The organism is Protofrankia sp. CiP1_Cm_nod3, assembly GCF_982290655.1.
Genome location: NZ_CEVIVD010000012.1, coordinates 37,799 through 60,221 on the forward strand (window position 1 = coordinate 37,799; position 22,423 = coordinate 60,221).

At 67.2% G+C, this 22,423-nt stretch carries 23 protein-coding genes; 20 read left to right on the plus strand and 3 right to left on the minus strand.

The genetic code is table 11. From position 1 onward, the window contains the following. The 15 genes from AC5LUJ_RS04710 to AC5LUJ_RS04780 form a co-directional block, all read left to right on the plus strand. A partial coding sequence (locus tag AC5LUJ_RS04710; RefSeq protein WP_493464519.1) for a hypothetical protein occupies positions 1-680 on the plus strand: 680 nt, incomplete at its 5' end. Beyond that, positions 680-2,131: a pyruvate, phosphate dikinase gene (locus tag AC5LUJ_RS04715; protein ID WP_445548171.1), complete on the plus strand. Its 1,452-nt coding sequence runs from the start codon at positions 680-682 to the stop codon at positions 2,129-2,131. The genes AC5LUJ_RS04710 and AC5LUJ_RS04715, both read left to right, overlap by 1 nt. A 165-nt stretch (positions 2,132-2,296) precedes the next feature. Beyond that, the gene (locus AC5LUJ_RS04720; protein WP_250283613.1) at positions 2,297-3,475 is read left to right on the plus strand and encodes a sugar ABC transporter substrate-binding protein; all 1,179 of its coding nucleotides are present in this window, start codon (positions 2,297-2,299) and stop codon (positions 3,473-3,475) included. Then, the gene (locus AC5LUJ_RS04725) at positions 3,472-5,040 is read left to right on the plus strand and encodes a sugar ABC transporter ATP-binding protein (RefSeq protein WP_250283614.1); all 1,569 of its coding nucleotides are present in this window, start codon (positions 3,472-3,474) and stop codon (positions 5,038-5,040) included. The genes AC5LUJ_RS04720 and AC5LUJ_RS04725 overlap by 4 nt, the downstream gene beginning before the upstream one ends. Continuing rightward, positions 5,037-6,110 (plus strand): ABC transporter permease, encoded by a 1,074-nt coding sequence (locus tag AC5LUJ_RS04730; RefSeq protein WP_250283616.1) that lies wholly within the window; start codon positions 5,037-5,039, stop codon positions 6,108-6,110. Before AC5LUJ_RS04725 ends, AC5LUJ_RS04730 begins: the two co-directional genes overlap by 4 nt. 324 nt (positions 6,111-6,434) lie before the next feature. After that, on the plus strand, positions 6,435-7,787 hold the full coding sequence (locus AC5LUJ_RS04735) for a PEP-utilizing enzyme (RefSeq protein WP_493464520.1): 1,353 nt from the start codon (positions 6,435-6,437) through the stop codon (positions 7,785-7,787). A gap of 90 nt (positions 7,788-7,877) precedes the next feature. Then, a complete protein-coding gene (locus AC5LUJ_RS04740; RefSeq protein ID WP_131790745.1) occupies positions 7,878-8,774 on the plus strand; it encodes an SDR family NAD(P)-dependent oxidoreductase in 897 nt (298 codons plus the stop codon). A 6-nt stretch (positions 8,775-8,780) separates the two neighbouring features. Continuing rightward, on the plus strand, positions 8,781-9,947 hold the full coding sequence (locus tag AC5LUJ_RS04745) for a thiolase family protein (protein ID WP_250283620.1): 1,167 nt from the start codon (positions 8,781-8,783) through the stop codon (positions 9,945-9,947). Next, positions 9,944-10,360 carry a Zn-ribbon domain-containing OB-fold protein gene (locus AC5LUJ_RS04750; RefSeq protein ID WP_131790747.1) on the plus strand — a complete coding sequence of 139 codons (417 nt, stop codon included), beginning with the start codon at positions 9,944-9,946 and terminating at the stop codon, positions 10,358-10,360. Before AC5LUJ_RS04745 ends, AC5LUJ_RS04750 begins: the two co-directional genes overlap by 4 nt. 2 nt (positions 10,361-10,362) lie before the next feature. Further along, positions 10,363-10,794, plus strand: a complete 432-nt coding sequence (locus AC5LUJ_RS04755; RefSeq protein ID WP_493464521.1) for an FAS1-like dehydratase domain-containing protein — start codon at positions 10,363-10,365, stop codon at positions 10,792-10,794. Further along, a complete protein-coding gene (locus AC5LUJ_RS04760; RefSeq protein ID WP_445548172.1) occupies positions 10,778-11,203 on the plus strand; it encodes a MaoC family dehydratase in 426 nt (141 codons plus the stop codon). Before AC5LUJ_RS04755 ends, AC5LUJ_RS04760 begins: the two co-directional genes overlap by 17 nt. A 9-nt stretch (positions 11,204-11,212) precedes the next feature. After that, complete coding sequence (locus AC5LUJ_RS04765; RefSeq protein ID WP_250283627.1) at positions 11,213-11,644, plus strand: nuclear transport factor 2 family protein; 432 nt, start codon at positions 11,213-11,215, stop codon at positions 11,642-11,644. Between the two features lie 77 nt (positions 11,645-11,721). Further along, entirely contained in the window at positions 11,722-12,891 is a 1,170-nt protein-coding gene (locus AC5LUJ_RS04770) for an acetyl-CoA hydrolase/transferase family protein (protein WP_250283628.1), read from the plus strand. Beyond that, positions 12,888-13,379: a MaoC family dehydratase gene (locus tag AC5LUJ_RS04775; RefSeq protein WP_250283631.1), complete on the plus strand. Its 492-nt coding sequence runs from the start codon at positions 12,888-12,890 to the stop codon at positions 13,377-13,379. The genes AC5LUJ_RS04770 and AC5LUJ_RS04775 overlap by 4 nt, the downstream gene beginning before the upstream one ends. Before the next feature lie 90 nt (positions 13,380-13,469). Continuing rightward, complete coding sequence (locus AC5LUJ_RS04780) at positions 13,470-15,074, plus strand: GMC family oxidoreductase (protein ID WP_250283633.1); 1,605 nt, start codon at positions 13,470-13,472, stop codon at positions 15,072-15,074. A gap of 263 nt (positions 15,075-15,337) precedes the next feature. Here AC5LUJ_RS04780 and AC5LUJ_RS04785 read toward each other — a convergent pair whose 3' ends face one another. Genes AC5LUJ_RS04785 through AC5LUJ_RS04795 form a run of 3 tightly spaced genes read right to left on the minus strand, consistent with a single transcriptional unit; the run spans position 15,338 to position 18,075 of the window. After that, positions 15,338-16,108: an SDR family NAD(P)-dependent oxidoreductase gene (locus tag AC5LUJ_RS04785; protein ID WP_131790153.1), complete on the minus strand. Its 771-nt coding sequence runs from the start codon at positions 16,106-16,108 to the stop codon at positions 15,338-15,340. 24 nt (positions 16,109-16,132) lie between these two features. After that, positions 16,133-16,933: a crotonase/enoyl-CoA hydratase family protein gene (locus AC5LUJ_RS04790; RefSeq protein ID WP_250283635.1), complete on the minus strand. Its 801-nt coding sequence runs from the start codon at positions 16,931-16,933 to the stop codon at positions 16,133-16,135. Between the two features lie 8 nt (positions 16,934-16,941). After that, positions 16,942-18,075, minus strand: a complete 1,134-nt coding sequence (locus AC5LUJ_RS04795; protein ID WP_250289446.1) for a thiolase family protein — start codon at positions 18,073-18,075, stop codon at positions 16,942-16,944. A gap of 113 nt (positions 18,076-18,188) precedes the next feature. On the opposite strand from AC5LUJ_RS04795, the gene AC5LUJ_RS04800 reads away from it, so the two are divergent. The 5 genes from AC5LUJ_RS04800 to AC5LUJ_RS04820 all read left to right on the plus strand — a co-directional run. After that, positions 18,189-19,544, plus strand: coding sequence for an FAD-dependent oxidoreductase (locus tag AC5LUJ_RS04800; protein WP_250283648.1), 1,356 nt, complete (start codon positions 18,189-18,191; stop codon positions 19,542-19,544). A 30-nt stretch (positions 19,545-19,574) separates the two neighbouring features. Then, positions 19,575-20,084, plus strand: coding sequence for a DoxX family protein (locus tag AC5LUJ_RS04805; RefSeq protein ID WP_250283638.1), 510 nt, complete (start codon positions 19,575-19,577; stop codon positions 20,082-20,084). 97 nt (positions 20,085-20,181) lie between these two features. Continuing rightward, positions 20,182-21,747: an aldehyde dehydrogenase family protein gene (locus AC5LUJ_RS04810; RefSeq protein ID WP_250283640.1), complete on the plus strand. Its 1,566-nt coding sequence runs from the start codon at positions 20,182-20,184 to the stop codon at positions 21,745-21,747. A gap of 301 nt (positions 21,748-22,048) precedes the next feature. Continuing rightward, complete coding sequence (locus tag AC5LUJ_RS04815; RefSeq protein WP_445548676.1) at positions 22,049-22,219, plus strand: hypothetical protein; 171 nt, start codon at positions 22,049-22,051, stop codon at positions 22,217-22,219. 9 nt (positions 22,220-22,228) lie between these two features. After that, positions 22,229-22,423: DUF6444 domain-containing protein (locus tag AC5LUJ_RS04820; protein WP_493464522.1), on the plus strand; the 195-nt coding region annotated here is incomplete at its 3' end.

Sequence of the window (22,423 nt, forward strand, 5' to 3'; positions counted from 1 at the left end):
GCGCCGCACCGCAGCCGTCCCCGGTCGCGCTGCTCACGACGCGACCCCACTATCCGGAGATACACGTAACCATGACTGACACCTCGACCGAGCTGGCGCTGCTCCAAGGAGCGCGGCTCAAGGGACGGCTCACGCCCGAGACCGCGGCTGTGTTCGTGGGTGACGAAGGGCAGGCGCTCCTGCAGGAGCTCGAGGCTCGTGGACTCCTTAAGGCGGGTGCCGCTGGAGCACGCCTCACGTCAGAGGGCAAGGAGCGGCTGGCGTCCCTGCTCGGCGAGGAGCGTGAGACAGCCGGGGTGGGCACACTGACCGGGCTCTACGCCGAGTTCGACGAGCCCAACCACACGCTCAAGGAGGTAGTCACCGCCTGGCAGCTGCGTCCTGGCGGGACAGTGAACGACCACTCCGACGCTGACTACGACCGGGAGGTCCTGGGCCGCGTCGAAGCGGTGCACGCTGTGGCTGCGCCGCTGGTCGAGCGGATCGCTGCGGAAGTGCCCCGCCTGGCGACATACTCCCGACGACTGGCTGCAGCCCTTGCGCGGCTGGATGCGGACCACCGCTTCTTGGCCAACCCGCTCGTGGACAGCTACCACCAGGTCTGGTTCGAGCTGCATGAAGACCTTCTCGGGCTGCTCGGCCTGGATCGCGAGGACGAGGCCAAGGCGGGCCGGGCCTAGTGAAACCAATCCTGCTCGACGGTTCTGTTGAGCTCGACCGCGACCTCGTCGGTGGTAAGGCGTGGGCTGTGAACCACCTGCGCCGGCTGGGGTTGCCGGTGCCGCCCGCCTTCGCCCTGGGGACGGATGTCTGTCGTACGACACTGCAGGATGGGGCGCTCTCCGTAGAGGCGACCAAGGCGCTCGACGTCGGGGTGCGACACCTGCAATCCGTCCTGGGCCGCTCGTTCGGCGGCGCGGAGAGCCCGCTGTTCGTGTCGGTGCGCTCGGGTGCAGCCCGCAGCATGCCCGGCATGATGGACACGGTCCTCAACGTCGGCGCGACGGCCACCACCCTGGCTGCCCTGGCAGAGGAGCATGGCGCCGAGGTGGCGGACGACGTGGGTGTCAGGTTCCTCCATCTGTTCGAGAAGGTCGTCGGCACCGTGCCGCCGGAGGACCCCTTCGAGCAGTTACTCGCGGCGGCCGAGGCTGTGTTCAGGTCGTGGATGTCTCCGCGTGCGACGGCCTACCGCCGTCACCACGGCCTTCCCGACGGCGGTGGGACGGCGGTGACCGTCCAGGCGATGGTGTTCGGCAACTTCGACCAGTGGTCCGGCACGGGGGTGCTGTTCACGCGCAACCCGCTGAGCGGCGCCCGCGCCCCGCTGGGTGAGTGGTTGCCGCTGGCGCAAGGCGAGGACGTCGTCTCCGGGCGGGTCACGCCACTCCCTCTGGATGCGCTCGCGCGCAGCATGCCCGAGATTCACGCGGAGCTGCTTGAGGCGGCGCAGCGGTTGGAAGCCGACGCCCGTGACGTCCAGGACGTGGAGTTCACCGTGGAGTCGGGTCGGCTCTGGCTGCTGCAGACGCGGTCTGCGAAGCGCTCTGCCGAGGCGGCTGTGCGCATCGCTGTCTCGATGCAACGGGAGGGGATCCTGACCACTTCGGAGGCGGTCGCTCGGCTTACGCCTGGCGACGTCGCTGCCATGCTTCGGCCCAGGGTCGATCCCGCAGCGGCCGCGGTCGCCACCGTCGTGGCGAAGGGCGAGCCGGCGTGCCCGGGCGTGGGGGTCGGCCTGGTCGTCGGTAGCGCGAACGAAGCCGAGGACCATGCGGACGCCGGCGAGGATGTCGTGCTGGCTACGCCCACGACCGACCCCGACGACGTGCACGGCATGGTCGTCGCCCGAGCGATCGTCACAGAGCTGGGTGGCTCCACCTCGCACGCCGCGGTGGTCAGCCGGGAGCTGGATCGGCCGTGCGTCGTGGGCTGCGGGGCGGGATTCCTTACGGATCTCGTCGGGCGTGAGGTGACCGTCGACGGAGGCGCCGGGCTCGTATACGAGGGCCGCCTTGCGGTCGTCCCTCCGGCCTCCGGCGACGACCCCGACCTGAGCCTGCTGACGCGGTGGCTCGGGGTCGAGTCGCCCGCCATGCTGCCGGCTGCTCTCGGTTACCCGGCGGACTGATCCTGCCTCGGGGACGTCCTTGCGTTGCTTGACAACGTTCGAAACCAATATAGGTTTAGACAGAAAATCTGTGACGGCTGTCACACCCCTCACTCGCGGCCGGCCCAGCGCTGTGAATAGACGACCGGCGCCGCCGGTCCAGGTAAGAGGAGCTCAATGCCCCACGTGTCCACGCCCGCACCGTTCTCGCGGCGCGGCGTCCTGCGTCCTGCAGCAGCAGCTGTTGCTGTCGGGACCTTTTTAGTTCTCGCCTTAGCCGGGTGTTCCAGCTCCGACGACGCCGGCAAGGATGCCGTCACCCCGACCGCGACGGGAAGCGCCTCCGCCGTGGTGGCGGCAGCCCAGGCAGAGGTGACGAAGCTGCTGCAGGCCCCGACGTCCATCGGGGTGACCGAGCCGTTGAAGAGTGCTCCGGGCAAGGGAGGCACGCTCGTCTTCCTCTCCTGCGAGAACGGTCTGTGCCAGGTGCTCGCCAAGGGTATGGGTACGGCGGCGAAGGCCGCGGGCCTCGAATACAAGAACCAGCCGATCAAGCTTGCAGACCCGGCGACGCTCATCGCCGGGATGCAGCAGGCCCTTGAGATGGACCCGAAGCCGGTGGGCGTGGCCTTCGCCGGCATACCGGAGGCCGTCTGGGGGAGCCAGGTCCCCGCGTTCCAGAAGGCCGGCGTGCCGCTCATCCCGATCGCTGTCGGTGAGACGACCGCGAGCCCGGTCGTCCCCGCAGGATCGCTTGACGGGCCCGCTGATGCTCGGACCCAGGCGATCGCGATCGCGAACTTCTTCATCGCGGACTCGCAGGGACGGGGCAAGTCGCTGATCGTGAACGTCCCGGACGTGGGCTCGCTCAAGATCGTGACAGACCAGTATGTGTCCACGGTCAAGTCGGGCTGCCCGGACTGCTCGGTGGGGACGGTCGACGTAACGCTGGCCCAGGTGGGCGGCGGACAGGTGGTGCCGGCGGTCGTGTCTGCACTCCAGCGCAACCGGGATGTGAAGTATGTGGTCACGGTGCAGGGCGAGTTCACGCAGGGCCTGCAAGCGGCGGTGAAGGCGGCGGGTCTTCCCGACGTCCAGCTGCTCGGCATCAACCCGGCCAAGTTCAACCAGCAGCAGGTGCAGACCGGCGAGGCGAAGGCGTTCACACTCCTGCCCTTCAACATCATGGCGTGGAAGGCCGTGGACGTCGCACTGCGCTATGCGCAGGGCATGTCCGTGGAACCGGGCGACGGTGCACTCCCGCTCCAGCTGCTCACTAAGGAGACGGTCGGGAGCCCGCAGGACTCGATCGACCGGCCCGAGGACTACGAGCAGCAGTTCAAGAAGCTGTGGAAGGTAGGGTGACCCCTCACGAGGTGGTGGAGCGGGCCAGCGGAGCTGGCCCGCTCCCGCCCAGCCTCCTCGTACGCGGCCTCAGCAAGAGCTTCGGCCCGACACGCGCGCTCGCTGACGTCGACCTACGGGTCGACGCCGGCACCGTGCACGCCTTGCTGGGGGAGAACGGCTCGGGGAAGTCCACGCTCATCAAGACGCTCTCCGGCTACCACCATCCCGATCCGGGCGGCAGCGTGGAAGTCGGCGGTCAGCCGCTGCAGGCCGGCGTTGCCTCCTCTGCCTACGACCTCGGCTGCCGCTTCGTGCACCAGGATCTCGGCCTCGTGGACACCTGCAGCGTGGCGGACAACGTCGCACTGACCGCGGGGTTCCCCACGCGCTGCGGTGCAGTGCGTCGCAAGGCCCTGCGGCGGCGCACGGAAGAGGCGCTTCAGCGTCTGGGCCTGGCGCTGGACCCCGATACGCTCGTGGGCGGACTGGCTGCCGCCGAGCGTACCGGTGTGGCTGTCGCAAGGGCCCTCGCGGACGCCGACAGGACCAGCGTGCGCCTGCTGGTCCTCGACGAACCAACGGCCACCTTGCCGGACACCGAGGTCAAACAGCTGCTGGCGGTGGTGCGGGCAGTGGCTGCGAGCGGCGTCGGTGTCCTGTATGTCACTCACCACCTGGACGAGGTGTTCGAGGTTGCCGATGACGTCAGCGTCCTGCGCGACGGCCGCAAGGTCGTGACCACCAAAGCAAGGGCCCTCACCAGGCGCGAGTTGGTGGAACATCTGGTAGGCGGCGAGCTGGAGGAGGTGAGCGCGGCGTCAGGCTCGTTGCCCACGGCGCACGCAGCTCCCGTGCTGCGTGTTCAGGATCTGTCGGCGGGTCCGCTGGTGACCGCGAACTTCACCGTCCGTCCGGGAGAGGTGGTCGGTGTCGCCGGTCTCACGGGTTCTGGGCGGGAGACGCTGCTCCCGGCGATCTTCGGTGCCATCCCGCGAAGCAGCGGCCGGGTCCAGATCGACGATGTGATCCTGGCTCCCGGACGACCAGACCGCGCGATCGCCGCGGGGCTCACGCTGCTGCCGGCCGATCGCGTTCGGCTGGGAGGCGTCATGTCGATGTCGGCGCGCGAAAACCTGACCCTGCCAGCCCTCCGGGCCCTCTGGCGCGCCCCGCGCTTACGGCGGCGACTCGAAGTCGCCCAAGCCCGAACGTGGTTCGAGCGGCTCGACGTCCGCCCGCGCGGCGCGGTGGACGCTCCCCTCGGGTCGTTCAGCGGTGGCAACCAGCAGAAGGTGCTGTTCGGCAAGTGGCTCAGATGTGCCCCTCGGGTTCTCTTGCTCGACGAGCCCACACAGGGTGTCGACATCGGTGCGAAGGCCGAGATCCACCGTCAGATCCTCTCGGCCGTGGAGACGGGGGCGGCGGCTGTCGTGAGCTCCTCGGACTATGACGAGCTGGTTGCCCTGTGCCGTCGCGTCATGGTGCTCCGCGACGGACGGTTTGTGGCCGAGTTGTCGAATGGCGCGCTGACCGTGGCCGAAGTGGCCCGCGAGGCGTTGGGCTCCGAGGACCGGGCAGCATGAGCGCCTCGCCGACCACGCGTCCTCGACCAGGCCTGGGCTTCGACCGTTTCTCCGGCCTGTACCTGTGGGCGCTCATCATCATCGTCTTCGGTATCTGGGTGCCAGACCTGTTTCTCACGATGGGCACCCTGCACTCGGTGGCCGCGCAACAGGCAATTGCGGCCATTGTGGCTCTCGCCGTCCTGGTGCCGCTCGCCGCGGGCGCCTACGATCTCTCCGTCGGTGCGACCGTCAACCTCGCGACCATCATCGTGACCGTCCTGCAGGCGGACAAGGGCTGGTCCATGTGGCCGGCCATCGGTGTCACGGTTGTCGCCTGCTTCGTCATCGGCGCCGTCAACGGCTTCGTGGTCGTGGTGCTGCGCGTCAACTCCTTCATCGCCACCCTGGGGGCGGCCTCGATCATCGCGGCACTTCAGTCAATCGTCTCTGGTCAGAGACAACCGCTTCCGCCCACGAGCCGAGCCTGGAGCGACCTCACTCAACGCGAGGTGCTCGGCTTTCAGATCGTCGTCCTGTACATGCTCGTGGTGGCCATCATCCTGTGGCTGGTGCTGTCGCAGACCCCGGTGGGACGCTATATCTACGCCGTCGGCGGGAATGCTGAGGCGGCTCGGCTGTCCGGCGTGCGGACGGGGACCTGGACGTGGTTCTCCCTCACGACGAGCGCGACGCTGTGCGGGATTGCGGGTGTCCTGTACGCATCCTTGTCAGGGCCGTCGCTGACGTTCGGCGGAGCGCTGCTGCTGCCAGCGTTCGCCGCAGTCTTCCTGGGGTCGACGCAGCTGCATCCGGGCCGCTTCAACGTGTGGGGGACGCTCATCGCCCTCTACGTCCTGGCCACCGGCATCAAGGGTCTCCAGCTCGTCACCGGCGTGCAGTGGCTGGCAGACCTCTTCAACGGTGTGGCCGTCATCACGGCTGTCGCCTTTGCGGTGTGGCGCCAGAGGAAGGCGCGCTCGAGGCGGGACGCGGCAGCCTCCCAGCGGAGCAAGGGAACGGGAAGTGCGGAAATGGATGTTGGAGGCGTGACTCCGGCGTCCGGTCAGCAGCCTGCGGCCGTGCGCTAACTGTTCGCGTGACTGGTGCCAGGACAGCACCGGGAGAGCGGCGACGAGAGGAATACGACCATGATCATGGAGCTGGCTGTCGAGCAGTGGGATCCGCTCCACAGCCGCAGCGCGCCCCAGGCTTTCTGGAGTACCTCGAACTTCGGTGAGGCGATGCCGGGTGTGATGACGCCTCTGGGATGGACGTTCTGGGGTCCGACGGCGGAGCGCGCCACCCGGGCGGCGTTCGGAAGCATGGGTGCGCTGACACGGAAGGAGAGCGGTTTCCCCGCCGACGAGCGGGACCGTGTGTGCAACGTCTTCTACGGCCGGGTGGCGGGCCGGGTGGACTTCCTGGTCGGGATCGGAGATCGCCTCCCCGGCACCTCGGGCGCGGCAGTGGCCGAGCAGGTGGTGGGTGCCATGCCGCCGGAGCTGGCGAGCAGCCCGAGCCGTCGTCGGTGGCCGGTCATCGCCCTACGCTTTCCCTACAGCTTCGCGACCATCGGGCGCAAGGTGCGCAGGGCGAACGCTGAGACGCAGCAGTGGTGGCTGGAGAGCGTCGGCAAGACGAAGGATCTCTCCCGTGCCGAGGCCATCCGGCAGTTTCACGAGGCCGCGCGGCGCTTCGAGCACAACGTGACTGTGCAGGGCATCCACGTCCTGTGCGCTGTGCAGCCGGTCTACGAGCAGCTCCGACGACTTGTCGAAGGCGCCGCCGTCGGGGAGGTGACGTCGTTCATGAGCGGGTACGGCGCACACGCGGAGAGCGCGATCGTGACCGACATGTGGGCCGCATCCAGGGACCGCCTGACCATCGAGGAGGTCGTGCGGCGACACGGTTTCCATGGGCCCCGCGAAGGTGAGATCTCAGGCCGTGTGTGGCGGGAGGACGACGCTGCATTGCGCAAGCTCCTGGAGGGCTACCGCGCGCTGGACGAGACCGCCGACCCTGCGCGCATCGAAGGACGGAAGCGACAGGCTCGTGAGGCGCTCGAGCGCAAGCTCCTGGCATCGTTGCCACGACACCGCCGCCCGGGCGCGCGTCTCGTCCTCCGCCTGGCGGCCAATGTCATCCCGCTGCGGGGGGTTGGCAAGGCCGCGTTCCTGCAGTCCCTCGACATGGCACGTGCAGCTGCGCGACGCATCGGGGAGCACCTCGTCGACGAGGGCCTGCTCGACGACGTCGAGGACGTCTTCTACCTGACGACAGACGAGATCGTCGCGCTTCCGCGCGATGCCCGTGAGCTGGTCGTCCGACGGCGTGAGCGCCGGGCCTACTACGAGACCCTGCAGATCCCGCCCGCGTGGCTGGGGCAGCCGGCCGCCCTCGACGAATCCGAAGTGGGGGACACCGCGCCGATCGTCGACGTGCTTGAGGGCGTTGGCGCAAGTCCCGGCACCGTCGAGGGAACGGTGCGCGTCGTGAGCGACCCCGATGACGCTGATGTCGAGCTGGGGGAGATCCTGGTCTCTCCGACGACCGATCCAAGCTGGGCCTCGATCATGTTCGTGTCCGGGGCCTTGGTCGTGGACATCGGCGGAGCCCTCAGCCACGCTGCGATCGTCGCGCGAGAGCTGGGTATCCCGTGCGTGGTCAACACCAGAGTCGGGTCCCAGGTCCTGCGGACAGGCGACCTCGTGCGGGTGGACGGCGCGTCGGGTCACGTGAGGGTTCTCAAACACGTCGATGCCTGACAGACCACAAATGAATCTTGATGTGTCTTGTCCTGATACCTAACCAATGTTAGATTCGGATTGGTGGGACGACCTTCGAAGGGACGGCTGATGGGAACACTCGACGGGCGGGTGGCGATTGTGACGGGTGCCGGCCGCGGGATCGGCGGCTCCGTCGCGCGACTGTTCGCGCGGGAGGGCGCGGCTGTAGTGGTAAACGACATCGGTGCTTCTCTGAACGGCCTGGAAAAGGACGGGAGTCCGGGTGAGGACCTCGTCAGGGAGATCCAGGACAGTGGGGGCACCGCCAAGGTGAATGGTGCGGACATCTCGGACCACGAGGCCGCCCGTGACCTCGTCGAGTCCACCATCGAGGAGTTCGGCAAGCTCGACGTGCTCGTGAACGTGGCGGGCATCCTGCGCGACCGGATGATCTTCAACATGGCCGAGGAAGAGTGGGACGCTGTCATCCGGGTCCACCTCAAGGGGCACTTCAACACGATCCGCCCGGCCGCTTCCTACTGGCGACAGCTCGGTGACGCGGCGGCCAACCACCGAATCATCAACTACACCTCTCGGGCGGGCCTGCACGGCGCCCCGGGCCAGCCCAACTACTCAGCCGCGAAGATGGGCATCGTGGGACTCACCTACTCGTGCGCCGTGGCCCTGAAGAAGTACGGCGTTACGACGAACGCGATCTCGCCGGCGGCTGCGACGCGCATGACGGACACGGCCAAGAAGTCGGGAGTCGACGGACCGGGAACCGACAAGCTGTCCCCGGACAACATCGCCCCCATCGCTGCCTGGCTGGCTTCGGAGCAGTCGGCGTGGTGCAACGGTCACGTCATTCACGCGCGAGGTCTTGAGGTGTCCCTGTACAGCGACCCGCAGCCACTGGTCACCGTAAGCGCAGAGGGCGAGGCCTGGGATCTGTCCACGATCGGCAAGCAGGTGGAACAGGCGTTCCGACCAGTCACGGACGCCGCGCCGGCGAATCCCTTCGTCTGACCGGCTGTGACCATCCGACGCAAGGCCTTCATCGCTGGGGCCTACGAGCATCCTGGACGAGAGCTGCCCGACAGGTCCATCGCGCAGATCCATGCGGAGGTGGCTCTCGGGGCACTGGCTGACGCCGGTCTGACGTTGGCCGATGTCGACAGCTACTTCACCGGAGGGGACGCGCCGGGACTGGGTGGCCTCGCCATGGCGGACTATCTCGGCCTCTCGGTGCGCTACATGGACTCCTCCGACATGGGGGGCTCGGTTTACCTCAGCCACGTCGGGCATGCTGCTGCCGCGATCGCCACCGGGAAGTGCAGCGTCGCCCTCATCACCCTCGGCGGCCGACCGCGTACCACGGCGTTGCGCGCACCCGGTCAGCTGATGGGCGCTCCGCCCGAGGCGGCCTTCGAGCCCGTCTTCGGCATGAACGTCAGCGCGGTCTACGCGCTCGCTGCGGCGCGCCACATCCACGAGTACGGCACGACCAGCGAGCAGCTGGCCGAGATCAAGGTGGCCGCCTCGTCTCATGCGCAGCACAACGAACGTGCACTGCTACGCAAGGTCGTCACCGTCGAGGACGTCGTGAACAGCCCGATGGTGAGCAGCCCGCTGCACAGGCTCGACTGCTGCGTCGTCACCGACGGGGGCGGCGCCCTCGTTCTCGTCAACGAGGACATCGCGAAGAGCCTGGACCGTCACTGCATCGCGGTCCTGGGGCACGGGGAGGCCATCGAGCACACGAAGGGCGGCTGGCAGGACGTGACGGTTACCGGAGGAGTCCGGTCCGGTCGCGATGCCTTCGAAGAGGCGGGCGTCAGCCGTAGCGACATCGACTACGTCGGGCTGTACGACTCGTTCACGATCACGGTCCTGCTGGCGCTCGAGGACCTCGGTTTCTGCGACAAAGGCGAGGGCGGCAAGTTCGTGCTCGGCGGAACCCTGCAGGCGCCGTTCGGCAAGCTGCCGTTCAACACCGACGGTGGTTCGCTCTGCAATAACCACCCCGCCAACCGAGGCGGCATGACGAAGATGATCGAGGCGGTCCGCCAGCTGCGCGGGGAGGCATACGCTGCCGTGCAGGTACCTGACTGCGAGATCGCCCTGGCGCACGGCACGGGTGGCTGGCTGTCCACGCGGATGGGCAATGCCACCGTCATCCTCGGCAGGGAGGACGTATGACAACGGGCGCGGGGCTGCCGGCCCCGATACCGGAAGTGCAGCCGGAGACAGCAGCATTCTGGGAGGCGACATCTCGCGGTGTGCTGCTCGTCCAGCGCTGCACGGCCTGTAGCACGTCCGTGTGGTACCCGCGTTTCCTGTGTTCGAACTGTCACAGTGACGAGTTGGAGCAGGTCGAGGCTTCCGGGCGCGGAACGGTGTACAGCTTCACGCTGACGACCCGAGGGATCCTCGAGTACAAGGATTGCGGTCCCTACGTGCTCGCCCTCGTCGAGCTCGAGGAGGGCCCGAAGATGCTCACCAACATCGTGGAGTGTGACCCCGAGACGCTCGCCATCGGACAGCCCGTGCAGGTGGTGTTTCACGACACGGGAGCTGGTTCGGCGTTGCCACGCTTTCGTCCGGCGGTTTGACGGTGGGACAGCGCTTCCCGGTGGAGGAGGGTCATGTCATGGCCTTCGCCCGCGCGGTTGGGGAGCCCATGCCCTCGCCTGAGCGGGTCGTGCCTCCCACTTTCACGGCGACCTCGATCCAGCATGATCCCGAGCACATGCGGGGCATGTGCCCCACGGGTGCGCTGGCTGTCGCTCCTGTGGGCGGTGGTGAGCTGCTCCACGCCGAGCAGCACTTCGAGTACTTGCTGCCCGTTCATCTCGGTGACGTTCTCGATGTGACGGAGGAGTACGGCAGGCGCTGGACCAAGAACAGCAAGCGCGGAGGCGAGCTGTTGTTCACCGAGCTCGTGAAGGAGCTGCGCAACCAGCACGGCGCAGTTGTCGTGCGGTCGCGGATGGTGCTGGTCGAAACTCCGCCGACGTCAGCGAGCGTCGATGAACGTCCTGCCTGAGGTCGGCCAGGTCCGCAGCATGGTCGTGTGCGCCGAAGTGACCAGAACGCAGATCGTGCAGTACGCCGGGGCGTCCGGCGACTTCAGCCCGTTGCACACCGACGAACCGGCGGCCAGGGCCGCGGGTAACGCGTCGATCATGGCGCACGGGATGATGACGATGGCTTTGAGCAGCCGAGTTGTCACCTCGTGGTTTGGTATCGAGTCGCTGCGCACGTTCGGCGTCCGATTCACGGCGCCCGTGTGGCCGGGGGACCGGCTGACCACCACGGCCACCATTGCCGCGGTCGACATTCACGGTTCCTGCGCTCGGGTACAGATCACCCTGAAGACGACCAACGACGATGGCCGACTGGTGCTGCACGGCGACGCTGCTGTGGCGATTGACTTCGGTTCAAAACAGAAGTAGAAAACAGAAATGGTCACACCATGGGAACATCCGCACGCCACGGCAGTGCGTAACCTCATGCGGGCCTTCACCGAACGCGACCGCCCCACGATCGAGGCGCTCCTGGCGCCTGGCTGTGTGTGGCGGGTCCCGGGAAACAATGCGCTCGCCGGTGAGTATGCCGGACGTGCGGAAGTCATGGGCCTGTTCGGCATGATGCGGCGGATCCTGACCCGGCCGGCCACCTTCGAAGTAATTGACATCGCGATGAGTGACGACCGGGCGATCGTTTTTCAGTATGGCGTCATCACGATCGGTGATCGCGTCCTGCGCATGAAGGAGTGCCTCATCTACCGTTTCGAAGCGGACTTGATTGCCGAGGTGGACGAGTTCCAGTACGACCAGGCGGCCTTCGACGCCGTCTTCGCCGTCGGCCTGACCGCGGGGAGTGGTCCTACGTGAAGGCCCTGCCACACCGCACCCCCCGTGAGGCCCTTGCGCGGGTGCCCAACGGAAGTCACCTGGTGTCGGCTCCTGGCATGGGCGCCCCGACGACGCTGCTCGACGCCTTGAGTGAGGTAGCGCCCGGACGCGGCTGGACGCTGTCATCGGGACTGCTCCTCAGCGGTTACCCGTTCGTCGACGCCGTGACAGCGGGGGAGATGACCTATCGCACCTGGCATGTCATGCCTCCGATCCGCGACCTGGTCGCCGAAGGGGTCATCGGCTACGTCCCCGCTCGGGCCTCGCGTCTTGGGGCCCTGCTCGAGCGCTGGCGCGTCGGAGTTGCCCTCGTGCGGGTAAGCCCACCGGACGCTCGAGGTCATTGCTCGCTCGGGCCCTCTGTCAGCTATGGGCTGTCGGCGCTGCATACAGCACAGACCTTGATTGCTGAGGTCGATGCCAGCGTGCCCCGGACTCACGGTGAGTCATGTGTGCATGTGTCGATCTTCGATTCGCTCATCGAGTCCGTAACGCCGTTGCCGACTTATACCTCCGCGAAGCCGGACGAAATCTCCACGGTGATCGCCAGGAACGTCCTGCAGCTGCTTCCAGGGAACCCCACGCTCCAGATCGGCATCGGCGCCATCCCCGAAACGCTCGTGCGTTCCCTGGCATCGGCTGACCTGGGCAGTGTGCGTTTCGTCGGCATGGCGACAGACGAAATGGTGGACCTCTTCGCGGCAGGGATACTCAGTGCCGGTGATGTGGTACCCACCCCCGCCGTGCTGAGCCCCGACATGATGGGCACGCAGAAGCTGCTCCGGTTCAGCGACGACAATCCTGCCATCGGGATGTATCCGTCGTCGGTCTCACATGACGCCACCCGGCTGGGAGAGATCGAGCGCTTCGTGTCCATCAACACGGCGGTCGAGGTGGACCTGGCCGGGAACGTCAACAGCGAGACCGTCAATGGCCGCCAGATCTCCGGTACCGGAGGAAGCCTGGACTATGTGGACAGTGCCACGCGGTCGCCTGGCGGCATGCGTATCATTGCCCTCCCGTCCGCCTCCTCCGGAGGAAAGGTGTCGCGGATCGCAGCATCGGTCCGGACGGTCACCATCCCACGCACGATGGTCGACGTGGTCGTGACCGAGTACGGGGTGGCTCGCCTGGACGGCCGGACCACGCGCGAGCGGGGAGAAGCCCTCATCGCAATCGCACACCCTGACCACCGCGATGCACTCCGAGAGGCGGCCCCCTGGTGACCACCCACACGCGGCGAGGGCGCTACCTCGACGAGCTTGTGGTCGGCGACGTGTATTCGCATCGTCCGGGACGCACCGTCACCGACACCGACAACGTACTCTTCACGACCCTCACCATGAATACTCAGAGCCTCCACCTGGACGCCGACTATGCTTCGCGCACCGAATTCGGCAAGGTCCTCGTGAACAGCCTCTTCACGATGTCCACCGTCGTCGGTCTGAGCGTCGGCGACCTCACGGAGGGCACGACGGTGGCCAACCTCGGCTTCGGCGAGATCGTCTTTCCGGCCCCGGTATTCGTCGGAGACACGCTGTTCGCGGAGACCGAGGTCGTCTCCGTCCGGGAGTCGTCCTCTCGCCAGGGGCAGGGTGTCGTCGAGTTCGAGCACCGGGGTCTCAACCAGAGGGGCGAGCTCGTCTGCCGTGCCCGTCGCGTGGCACTCATGCTGGCGGCGCCCACTGGTGAGAGCCGTGGTCAGACGCGTTGACGCATTCGAATCTGAGGCAGATTATGTACGCCAGCGTCACCGAAACGTTGTTGGCCGCTCGCGGCCGAGGCACCAGGACGGGGAGCAGGCATGACGGACGAGACCTATGACTACGTCGTTGTCGGTGGCGGTTCTGCTGGCGCCGTCGTCGCCAGTCGCCTCGCGGAAGGGGGCGCCCACATCCTGCTCCTCGAAGCCGGCAAGAACGACCGTCGTCGTTTGGAGATCCTGGTCCCCGCCGGCGTCGCGGTCGCCTATGAGAAGCACAACTGGAAATACCCTGCCGAGCCGGATCCTTCCCGCGGCAACCGCCCAGAGGCATGGATGGCGGGCAAGGTGATGGGTGGAGGCGGGTCGATCAACTCCTGCGTCTACGTCCGCGGCAACCGAGCCGACTACGACGGCTGGGCCGAGTTGGGCTGCAAGGGGTGGGACTACGAATCCGTGCTGCCGGCCTTCAAGCGCATCGAGACCTGGGAAGGGGGCGAGAATTCCTTTCGCGGCGGCAGCGGTCCCATCTCCGTAACCACGCAATGCAACCGAGGCCAGGCCAACATGGCCTTTGTCGAGGCGGCCAAGCAGGCCGGATACCCCGAGACCGCGGACTACAACGGCGAGACGCAGGACGGCGTAGCTCTGGCGCAGGTCAACCACCGCCGCGGCACCCGCTCCTCGTCCTCGCGTGAGTACGTCAAGCGTATCGCTCCGAGGAACCGGCTGACCGTGCGGACGCAGGCCACGGTGGCGCGCGTTCTGCTCGAGGGCAAGGTAGCCGTCGGCGTGGAGTACGAGCACAAGGGCGACGTGAGGCGAGCCCGTGTCCGGCAGGAGGTCGTACTCAGCGCTGGCACCATGGCAACGCCGAAGCTACTCATGCTCTCAGGCATCGGACCCTCTGCGCACCTGCGTGAGCACGGCATCGACCTCGTGCACGACCTCCCCGGCGTCGGCTCGAACCTGCACGAACATGCCTACCTCATGCAGCGTTACCACGCGAAGATCCATACTTTCAACAAGCCGAGGGTCGGCGACGTGCTCGGAGGCCTCAAGGACTACGTTCTGCACGGCACCGGCGTGCTCGCGCTCACGATGGTCCAGGTCCAGGTCATGGCCAAGACAGACCCTTCGCTGCCGGCACCGGACGTGCAGCTGCAGTTCACCCCCATCGCCATCACACGCGACGTCGACGACAACGGCATGTTCAACGTTCAGCCGGCCAAGCAGGAGGGTTTCCTCGCCTCTTCGACCTTTACCCACACCCGCTACCGCGGTCGAATCAGCCTGCGCAGCGCAGACCCGATGGAGCCGCCTCGGATCGAGATGCAGCTCCTCGGGCATCCCGATGACCTTCGCGACACGCTGCGGGGTCTGCGACTGGTTCAGGAGGTGATGGAGCAGCCCGCCATGAGGGAGATCACCGCCGGGCGCTTCGCCCCCGAGTCGGAGTGTCGAACGAATGCGGACTGGGAGGCGTACGCGCGTGGCAATGTCGTCCCGTCCTACCACCCGGTAGGCAGCTGCAAGATGGGTGTCGATGGCGACGCGGTGGTCGACCCCGAGCTACGAGTGCACGGCATCGGTGGGCTGCGCGTGATCGACGCCTCGGTCATGCCGAAGGTGACCACGGGCAACACCAACGCACCGTCCATCATGATTGGTGAGCGCGGGGCGGATTTCCTGCTTGGCCGTTCTTGACCCGCACTGCTTGATGATGCTGGTCGAGCGATCGTACTGGAGACAGTCTTCCGTAGTACCCGGCTTCCGTAGTACCCGGCGCCGTCGGTACATCGCCATGATGTTGCAAGCCCGACGGCCTGGGGGCATGCCGACCGGCGACAGGGCTGCGCGCCATGAGCGCCGATCAGTCAGCGACCGGCTGCACGCCCCGAACAGGGGTGCTGACCCCACTGGGACAACAGCGGAGGCAGGCGAGGCAGCCGGTCGGCGAGGTTACTCGGTTACTTCGGCCCGAAGCGCTGGGCCCCGTCAATGCGGATGGTCTCGCCGTTGATGTAATCGTTGCCGACGAGGAACGACACCAGATCCGCGTACTCGTCGGCGCGTCCCATGCGCTTGGGGAAGGGAACGGATTTTCCCCAGGTCTCGTGGGCGGTCCCCTCGTCCAGCTGAAAGGCGGGTGTGAAGAAGGTGCCGGGAGCGATGGTCACCACCCGGATCCCCACGGCAGCGAGGTCACGTGCCGCGACCAGCCCCAGTCCGACAACGCCGCCCTTGGCCGCGCTGTAGTCGCTCTGCCCGATCTGGCCTTCGAATGCTGCGATGCTGGCCGTGTTGACGACGAGACCCCGCGCACCGGAGTCGAGCGGCTCGAGTGTCGCCATGGCCGCTGCGACCTGCCGGAGAAGATTGAACGTCCCTGACAGGTAGATACGGATCGTCCGATCGAAAAGCTCCTGCGGTATGGGTGCGCCACTCCGGTCCAGGATGCGCTGCTGAGCAACGGGTCCGGCGTGCGCGCAAACGGAGACACGCAGTTCCCCAAGCTCCGAGGCAGCCGCGATGGCCTGCGTCACGGACTTTTCGTCCGTGACGTCGGTTCGCACGAAGACAGCGGCCTCGCCAAGGTCCTGGGCGAGTGCCTTCCCTCGATCTTCCGCAAGGTCGGCGATCACCACCCGCGCGCCGTCGGCTACCAGCCGGCGTACCGTCGCCTCGCCGAGGCCGCCGGCCCCCCCGGAAACGAGCGCTGCCTTGCCACGGATCTCCACTGATGTCCTCTCGTCGATGGTGGTCTAGCGGGCCAGCCAGATCGGCGAGCGCTTCTCTGCGAAGGCTCGTGGGCCCTCCTTGGCGTCTTCCGACAGCGCCAGTACCGCGAACTCCCGCTCGGTGAGCGCCCAGAGGCTGTCCTCGTCGTGCCGGGCGCCGTCATCGGCGCCGTAGGCGATCCTCTTGCTGGCCTGGACAGCGAGCGGGGCGTTGGCGGCGATCTGCGCCGCTAGGCCCATCGCGGCGTCAAGGGCCCCTCCGGCCGGCACTACGCGATTGATCAGACCCCAGCGCAACGCGTCTGTGGCACTCATCGGTTCACCTGTGAGGAGCAGCTCGAGGGCGACGCGGTGAGGGAGCTGTCGGATCAGGCGGAACGCACCTCCCGCTCCGGCGACCAGCCCCCGCTTCACCTCGGGGAGCCCGATCGTCGCCGTCTCGACGGCGACGACGAGGTCGCATGACAGCGCGAGTTCGGTCCCGCCACCGAGTGCGGCGCCGTTGACCGCGGCGATGGTGGGCTTGGACGTGAAGTGGTTGGCGAAACCGGCGATGCTCCAGTGCTCCCTGCCGACCGGCAGGATGCGTTCGCCACGCATGATCGCCTTGAGGTCGGCGCCCGCGCTGAAGGCCTGGTCACCCGCTCCGGTGAGGATGATCACGCGGACGTCTGGATCACTGTCTGCAGCCGCCACCGCGTTCCCCACCAGCAGGCAGACATCGTGGTCGACCGCGTTGCGGGCGTCGGGGCGGTTGAGCGTGATCACGACGACATGGTCGTGGCTGGAGACCAGCACTTTGCCGGGGTCACTCACCTCAGGCATCGTGCTCCTCACAGCAGTTCGAAGATGGTCGCATTGGCTTGACCGCCGCCCTCGCACATGGTCTGCAAGCCGTAGCGGATGCGGTTGTCGCGCATGTGGTGCAGCAGCGTGGTCGTGATCCGGGCGCCTGACCCGCCGACCGGGTGCCCGAGCGCGATCGCGCCCCCGCGGGGGTTCACGATCGCGGCGTCCGCTCCGATCTCGGCCAGCCAGGCCAACGGCACCGAAGCGAAGGCTTCGTTGACCTCGAAGGCGCCGATGTCATCCACCTTGAGGTGCGCACGCTGCAGAGCCTTGCGGGTGGCAGGGATCGGCCCCGTCAGCATGACGACCGGGTCGTCACCGATCACGACCGACGTGTGAACGCGCGCCAGTGGCTCCCAGCCGTGGTGGCGAGCGATCTCGCTGGTGGTCACGAGCAGGGCGGCCGCACCGTCGGTGATCTGGGACGAGTTGCCTGCTGTGACCACGCCCTCCTCCTTGAAGGCCGTCCTGAGTGCTGCCAGAGTATCGAGCGTTCCACCGCGCCGGACGCCCTCATCCCGCTCCAAGCCACCTACCGCCACGATCTCCCTGTCGAACGCCCCAGAGTCCAAGGCGGCGGCGGCCCGGGCGTGGGACTCGAGCGCGTATTGGTCGAGGTCGTTGCGGCTGAGTCCCCATCGCTCGGCGATGAGCTCCGCCCCGAGGCCCTGATGCGGCGTGGCGCCGAAGCGCTCCTGCCAACCCGTACCGCCGTACGGGTCTCCCCCGATGGTGAACGCCAGGCCCATGGGGATGCGCGACATGGACTCCACGCCACCGGCGACGGCCACGTCGTAGTGGCCGGCGATCACCCCAGCCGCGGCGAAGCTGAGTGCCTGCTGCGAACTCCCGCAGGCACGGTCGACCGTCACACCTGGCACGTGCTCGGGCCAACCTGCCGACAACGCGGCTGTGCGGGCGATGTCTCCGGTTTGCTCTCCGACCTGCCCGACGCATCCCCAGACCACGTCGTCGACGAGCGCGGGGTCGAGATCGGCGCGTCCGGCGAGCTCGCGCAGCACCGTGGCGCTGAGGTCCGCCGGGTGCACATCGGCCAGCCCCCCTCCGCGCTTGCCCAGCGGCGTACGGACGGCTTCGACGACGACGGCGTCTCGCATACGGCTCCTTGCGGCACGGCCCCTCGGCTGCGGGGCTTGTTCTGGAGACAAATCTAAACCATAGTTGAATCGATGCTGCAAGGGTCTTTGGGCAGCGGAAAGGAGCTGAGGTGATGGGCAAGGCGCTCAGGGTGGCCGTCGTCGGTGCAGGGCCTGCCGGCCTCTACACCGCGGACGCCCTCCTGTTCCAGCGGGACGTGCCGGTCGAGGTCGACGTCTTCGATCGCCTACCCACCCCCTTCGGCCTGCTGCGCTACGGCGTGGCTCCTGATCATCTCAAGATGAAGTCGCTCACGAAGGTGCTACAACGCACCCTCGACGACGACCGGGTCCGCTTCTTCGGCAGTGTCGTTATCGGCAAGGACCTCACGGTGGAGGAACTCCGCGCCCGCTACCACGCCGTGGTCTATGCGTTCGGAGCATCCACGGACCGCAGGCTCGGCGTCCCAGGTGAAGCCCTCCCAGGCTCGGCCTCCGCCACGCACTTCGTGCACTGGTACTCGGGGCACCCTGACGTTCCCGCCGACACCTTCCGCCTTGACGCGGAGGCTGTGGCCGTCGTCGGCGTCGGGAACGTGGCCATTGATGTCACGCGAATGCTCCTGAAGGACGCCGGGGCCCTTCGCCGTACTGACATCCCCGACCCGGTGCTGGACGTTTTGGCAGCGAGCAAGGTCCGCGAGGTGCATCTGCTCGGTCGTCGCGGTCCGGCCCACGCGAGCTTCACGAGCAAGGAGCTCAGGGAACTCGGCAACCTCGAGGGTGTCGACGTCGTCGTCGACCCGGCACAGCTCGAGCTCGACGATGTCACCGCTGCACGCTGCGCCGACAACCCCGACGTGCAGCGCAACCTCACGATCCTCCGGGAGTGGTCCGGCCGCCCGAGGTCCGCAGCGGCCCGGTCGCTGCACATTCGGTTCTGGACGCGCCCTGTCGAGCTCAGGGGCGAGGGCGCCTTGCAGGCGGTCGTGCTGGAGGAGACGACTCTCTCCGGCGCTGGCGCCGTCGTCTCGACCGGGCGGTGCGCCGAGATCCCGGTCCAACTGCTTCTCCGCTCGATCGGCTATCGCGGTGTGGCTGTCTCGGGTGTCCCGTTCGACGAGGAGCGCGGCACGGTTCCCTCCGTCGACGGGCGGGTGTCGCGCGACGGCGCGTCGCCTCCCGGTGAGTACGTTGCCGGCTGGATCGGGCGCGGCCCCGTCGGTGTCCTCGGCACAAACAAGTCCGATGCCGAGGTGGTCGTACAGCGGTTGCTCAGCGACGCAGCCTTTCTGACAGCCGGGTCCTCCCAGCTCTCCGACGTCACGACACTGCTTCGCGGGCGCAAGGTGGCGTTCGTCGACTGCTCCGGATGGGGTGCGATCGATGCGGCCGAGATCGCCCGGGGGGCCGAGCGTGAGCGGCCGCGCGCGAAGATCGCCACGTGGGCGGAACTGCTGGTGGCGGCACATTCGGCTGACGTCGTCTGAGTCTCGCGGACGAGACGGAAAGAAGGTCTGGTGGATGGAGTCGACCTTGCGGCACTGCTGTTCCGGACGACGCTGGGAGGGGTGATGCTCGCGCACGGGTGGAATCACCTGTTCGGGCCGGGTGGTGTTGACGGCACTGCTCGCTGGTTCGGCAGCATGGGCCTGCGCCCTCCACGGGTGCATGCGCTGGCCAGCGGCTCGATCGAGTTGGCGTCAGGTGCAGCGCTCCTTCTGGGCCTGCTGACGACGCTCTCGTGCGCAGCGGTGATCGGCGTGATGACGGTGGCATTCGTAACCGCACACCGGCGCAACGGGTTCTTCATCTTCAAGCCAGGCCAGGGCTGGGAGTACGTCGCGGTGCTCGCCGTCGTCACAGCGGCGCTGGGAGCCTTGGGGCCCGGTGAGGTGTCGGTGGACCAGCTGCTGGGGTTTGCTGACGAGCTGGACGGCGGGCTCGGCCTGCTCGTGTCGGCTGGGCTCGGGCTGGCCGGCGCCGCCGTGCTGCTGGCGGTCGCCTGGAGACCGGACCCACCTGCATGACGAGGTCAACCGCTGCACTAGTCGTTGAATGCAACTTAGATTCTCGCCCGAGAAGCGTGCTGGGGTCACGTCAGTGGTCTCACGGAGAAGGACTGTCATGACAGCGCAGGTACAAGAGCAGGCACAAGAGCAGGGCACGACGGGACCTGCCCTGATCGAGGTGCGCTGCCCCGCAGACGGGCGGCTCATCGCGTCGGTCCCCGATGAAGGTCCGGAAGGCGTAGCCGCAGCCGCAAAAAGGTTACGGGAGGCGCAGCCGGCGTGGGAGGACTTGGGTCCTGATGGTCGCGCCAAGCACATGTTTCGCTTCCTCGACTGGATCCTGGACAACGAGAAACACCTTGTCGGCCTCATGCAGGAGGAGACTGGTAAGTCCTGGGGCGACGCGGGCCTCGAGGTTGCTATGGCGGTGGACCTCATCAACTACTACGGCAAGCACGCCAAGGAATTCCTCGCCGACCGCAAGGTGAAGTCCTGGGGTGCTGCCGGTATGACGAAGAACCTGAGAGTTTTCGCGCGCCCGTACCAGCTCGTCGGAATGCTCACCCCTTGGAACGGGCCACTGGGTGGCCCCATGCTCGACGGCGTACCCGCGCTCATGGCCGGTTGCGCAGTCCTGTTCAAGCCATCGGAGTTCACGCCTCTGACCTGGGCGGAAGCAACCCGCGGCTGGCTCGAGGAGGTACATGCCCCCCCAATCCTCGCGAACATCACAGGTGGGCCCGGGACTGGAGCGGCGGTCGTGGAGGAAGTCGACATGGTCGCCTTCACGGGTTCCACCAGGACCGGTCGCAAGATCGCGGCAAGGGCTGGGGATCGTCTCATTCCCTGCAGCCTTGAGCTCGGAGGCAAGGATGCGATGGTCGTGCTTTCCGACGCCGACCTTGAACGTGCCACCAGCGCGGCCGCTTGGGGTGCGATGTGGAACTCGGGTCAGATCTGCATTTCCGTCGAGCGCTGCTACGTCGAGGAGCCCGTGTACGACGCGTTCGTCGAAAAGGTGACACGGAAGGTCAAGACCCTGCGACAGGGCATGGACCCCGACGGTAGTTACCAGACCGACATCGGCTCGATGGAGAACGCCAACCAGCTGGCCATCGTTGAGAGCCACGTCGAGGACGCCGTGCGCAAGGGAGCCAAGGCCCTCACGGGCGGCAAGCGCGGGGCCACCGGCTTCTTCTTCGAGCCGACCGTTCTCGTCGACGTCGACCACTCGATGCAGTGCATGCGGGACGAGACCTTCGGTCCAACTCTGCCGATCATGAAGGTGGCGGACGAAAAGGAGGCCATCCGGCTCGCGAATGACTCGCCTTACGGGCTGTCGTCGAGTGTCTGGAGCAAGGACCGCAAGCGCGCCGACCGTGTTGCGCGACAGATCGAGGCCGGCGCCATCAACATCAATAATGTCATGATCAGTACGTTCCAGCTGCCTCTGCCGATGAGTGGTTGGAAGACCTCCGGTGTCGGAACACGGTCGGGTGGAGCTGCCGGCATCCTCAAGTACTGCCGTCAAAAGTCCGTGGTCTCCGAGAAGGTCCGCCTGAAGTCGGAGCCGCACTGGTATCCGTACAAGAAGAAGAACAGCGAGCTGCAGGCCAGAATGGTCCGCCTGCTCGGAGCACACGACTGGCGTCGGCGACTGGGGCGCCCACCGAAGCGATGAGATCTCCCATAAGGCAGGCCGCGGGGCCGTGACGAGGCTCGGTGTCCCGCGGGGTACCTCGATCTCCTCGTGGCCGGATGTCGGTAGGGGCTGCGTCGGCCACGAGGAACCAAACTGTCGTCCAAATTCACGAAGGCCGGCGGCGAAGTCCCCGGATGACCAGGGCTGCCACCTCGTCGAGTGGATCAGACGTGTCCATTCAGGGGTCGCGTCGGTGGGCCGCTGAGCCGTGTGGAAGCGTTGGGGCGACACCCGGATTTGGTGCTTGATCTGCCAGCCGTGACGGCGATGATCGTGGTTCGTGTCTGCTGCGCCGCCTGGGTCCTCACCGTCGCCGTCGGAGGTGGAGGTTCTCCGGGAGGCGAACGCCCGGCTGCGGCAGGTGATCGAGACTGCGGACGAGCGGCATCGGGCGGAACTGGCCGCGGAGCGTGCCGTACGGGAGCGGCTGGCCGCCGCGTGGGAGCGGTGAGCCGCCCAGCTGGAAGTACGGATCGCCGAGCCGGAACGCCGGCTGTGGATGAACAGCGGTAACTCCTCGACTCCACCGTCGAAGGATCCGATCGCGGCGAAAGCGCAACGGAAAGCGGCCCGGGCTGCTTCCCAGCGGGAACGGTCGAAAGACCGCCGGCCAGGCGGTCAGCCGGGGCATGCCGGGGCGGGGCATGCCCCGGCT

Bases quoted from the DNA above. Each gene is read 5' to 3' on its own strand.
- AC5LUJ_RS04795 (WP_250289446.1), bottom strand. From the start codon at position 18,075: ATGCGAGACGCCGTCGTCGTCGAAGCCGTCCGTACGCCGCTGGGCAAG.
- AC5LUJ_RS04810 (WP_250283640.1), top strand. From the start codon at position 20,182: ATGACAGCGCAGGTACAAGAGCAGGCACAAGAGCAGGGCACGACGGGA.
- AC5LUJ_RS04740 (WP_131790745.1), top strand. From the start codon at position 7,878: ATGGGAACACTCGACGGGCGGGTGGCGATTGTGACGGGTGCCGGCCGC.
- AC5LUJ_RS04765 (WP_250283627.1), top strand. From the start codon at position 11,213: ATGGTCACACCATGGGAACATCCGCACGCCACGGCAGTGCGTAACCTC.
- AC5LUJ_RS04790 (WP_250283635.1), bottom strand. From the start codon at position 16,933: ATGCCTGAGGTGAGTGACCCCGGCAAAGTGCTGGTCTCCAGCCACGAC.
- AC5LUJ_RS04800 (WP_250283648.1), top strand. From the start codon at position 18,189: ATGGGCAAGGCGCTCAGGGTGGCCGTCGTCGGTGCAGGGCCTGCCGGC.
- AC5LUJ_RS04770 (WP_250283628.1), top strand. From the start codon at position 11,722: ATGGGCGCCCCGACGACGCTGCTCGACGCCTTGAGTGAGGTAGCGCCC.
- AC5LUJ_RS04750 (WP_131790747.1), top strand. From the start codon at position 9,944: ATGACAACGGGCGCGGGGCTGCCGGCCCCGATACCGGAAGTGCAGCCG.
- AC5LUJ_RS04760 (WP_445548172.1), top strand. From the start codon at position 10,778: ATGAACGTCCTGCCTGAGGTCGGCCAGGTCCGCAGCATGGTCGTGTGC.
- AC5LUJ_RS04730 (WP_250283616.1), top strand. From the start codon at position 5,037: ATGAGCGCCTCGCCGACCACGCGTCCTCGACCAGGCCTGGGCTTCGAC.
- AC5LUJ_RS04780 (WP_250283633.1), top strand. From the start codon at position 13,470: ATGACGGACGAGACCTATGACTACGTCGTTGTCGGTGGCGGTTCTGCT.